This is a genomic window from Proteus faecis, assembly GCF_030286765.1.
Classification (GTDB): Bacteria; Pseudomonadota; Gammaproteobacteria; order Enterobacterales; family Enterobacteriaceae; genus Proteus; species Proteus faecis.
Genome location: NZ_JASVWV010000043.1, coordinates 1 through 2,444 on the forward strand (window position 1 = coordinate 1; position 2,444 = coordinate 2,444).

Below are 2,444 nucleotides of genomic sequence, written 5' to 3' on the forward strand. Positions count from 1 at the left end.
GAATGAGGACGGTTTCCGGGATGTGACGGGACCGGACTATATTCTTGATTCATTACCACATTACGGAGGGTGAGGCTTCCGTATCGATTCAATTGACTGAAAACCCGGTAGTGATACCGGGTTTTTTTATTTTTTTCGGAAAACTAATTTCGGCTTTTGTTTTATCCCCGCGTTGCTATCGTGATGCCGTCATTGAATGAGAGGCGGGGGGAACGTGATGAAATGTGAATCAGGGGCAGGGGTATGGGAGTGGGTAACGTTTTTGAAGAATGAAATCCTGTATCCGTTTTTTACGACAGCCACCATTTTGTTGCCGTTGATTCTGATTGTGGGGGCTTTTCTGATATGGGCTGAACAGGATAGCCGGCATCAGGCTGAGCAGGGGCGTTATTATCTGACAGAATGTCAGTTGGTGGAAAGAAACAGAGATACGGGCTTCTGGTCAGAGCGGGAAAATATTCTGCAATGCGGGGTGACCCGGGAGCATGTGAATGCGGATGCGTATGAAAAGGCAATCCGTGCCTGGCAGCAGAAACAGGCAGGGACAAAAAATGAATGCGTTGTTAATGCAATCTCATGTTTTGTTGCCGGAATTATTTTTGTGGATGAGTTAACGCAATGAAAATAAAGTGTATTTATTATTTGTTCTTATCCTGATATTAAAATAATTTATGTTTTATTTAATGTTGCGTTGTTGTTTTTTTACCGAATTATAGAGGCAGTAACACCGATGTTACCGTGGTTTCGTAAATCGCTTTCCCGGAAAGCGGAAGAGAAAACATTACCTGTTTCCCCGGGAAACACGCAGGAAAAAGTATTATTTATCCGTGACAGTGACGGCTTTTATTTACCGCAGTCGGTTGACATATTGCTGGCCACACCACAGCGACAAAACTGGTTACAGCAAATCAGCCGGGTGGTGGCGTTACCGGATAACCAGTACCGGGCACTTTGCCTGTCTCCTTTGCAGACGCTGGCAGAACGACTTCAGTGTGTGCCGGCATCAAAAACCGGGAAATATGCCGGCGAAGGGGGCCTGCTGGATTTAACGCTGAATACGACGGCCTGGTGTATGCGGATGTCCCAGAAAGAGATGCTGCCCCGGGGGCTTCCGTCGGAAGAGCAGAGCCGGCAGTTCAGTGCCTGGAATGTGTGCGTGTTTTATACCGGGCTGTTTTACTGGTTGCCGTTAACCGCACAGTTTGAGGGGCAACTGAACAGTCTGTCACCGTGGCAGCCGGGGATCAGTCCGCCATCAGAGCCGTATCGTTTTCGCTTTCATGAGCCGGTGCCGGATATCACGCATTTTCGCCGGACAACAGGGGCCATGATGGCTTTCCGGCTATTACCGGAGAAGGTTATTCACTGGTTGTCGGGTACACCAAAGGCGCTTCAGGCGTTGTCTGACGTGGTGACCGGGCAGGTAAACGGTGATAATGATTTACAGCGTGTGCTGAATGAGGCTCTGGCTGCGTTCCCCGCCGGTGCATTGCCGGCACTTTCTTCCGTTGTTTCTGTGTCAGCGCCTGATGCTTCGTCTTCAGTGCTATCAGGACAGCCGGAGAATGATATCGCGTCATCAGCACCCGCTGAATTGGCGCAAAAGCCACAACCTGCCCCCCTCCCTGTAACATCGGTATTGCCTCCGGAGTCTGTTACTTCAGAAAAAACAGAGAACGGAATTCACTGCGATATACCGCTAATGGTAGTAGCAGAAGCGGAAGGTGCGGTTGCTCCGGAGACACCTGATTCTGCCGATGAAAAAACGGTCTCAGATACGTCTCTTCCGTTATCTGAGGATATGAAATATGCACTTGAATTATCAGGTTTAATGCCGGACGTCTTATCTGATACTCAGACGGGCAATAGTAATGAGAAGGATGAACAGTTCAAAAACTGCCTGAGTACAAAAAATGAAGGCGAAGCTTTCTGGGGGTGGTTTGAGTCCGGATTATTGGGCGGAAAAATGGCAATAAATACGCCGGATGCGAAGGTTCACTGTGTCATGGAGTATTTGTTTTGCCAGAGTCCGGCTATTTTTTATCAGTACATACAGGAGACGGGTAAAAATCCGGATGATATCGGCCATATTATTTCTTCTTTTGAATCACTTAAACTTCACCGGATCATTCGTCGCGATACCCGGCAATCGGGGCATTTCAGAGCACGGATTTATGGTGAAAAACTGAATCCGCTGAGTGATAACAAAACATTAATTACGTTATCCCATAAAAAAATTAATGGTTACATGATTAAAGGAAGTCAGATTTTTGGCATGAATATGCCTGAAGAATCATTGTTTATTCGAATTGTCAGCAGTTAGAAAACAGGGAGCATTTATGAATGATAATCACAGTCCTGATGAGCATAAACGAAAAGTAGATGTCTGGGAGCAAATGCTGAGTAATTACTTTTACAATAAAGTATTACGACCGGATACGGAG

The 2,444-nt window shown here is 46.7% G+C and carries 2 protein-coding genes; both read left to right on the forward strand.

The features are described from left to right. The first annotated feature begins 217 nt into the window (after positions 1-217). Positions 218-622 (forward strand): hypothetical protein, encoded by a 405-nt coding sequence (locus QSH13_RS18335; protein ID WP_228395559.1) that lies wholly within the window; start codon positions 218-220, stop codon positions 620-622. 108 nt (positions 623-730) lie between these two features. Continuing rightward, the gene (locus tag QSH13_RS18340) at positions 731-2,323 is read left to right on the forward strand and encodes a TraI domain-containing protein (protein WP_073519520.1); all 1,593 of its coding nucleotides are present in this window, start codon (positions 731-733) and stop codon (positions 2,321-2,323) included. Positions 2,324-2,444: the final 121 nt, after the last annotated feature.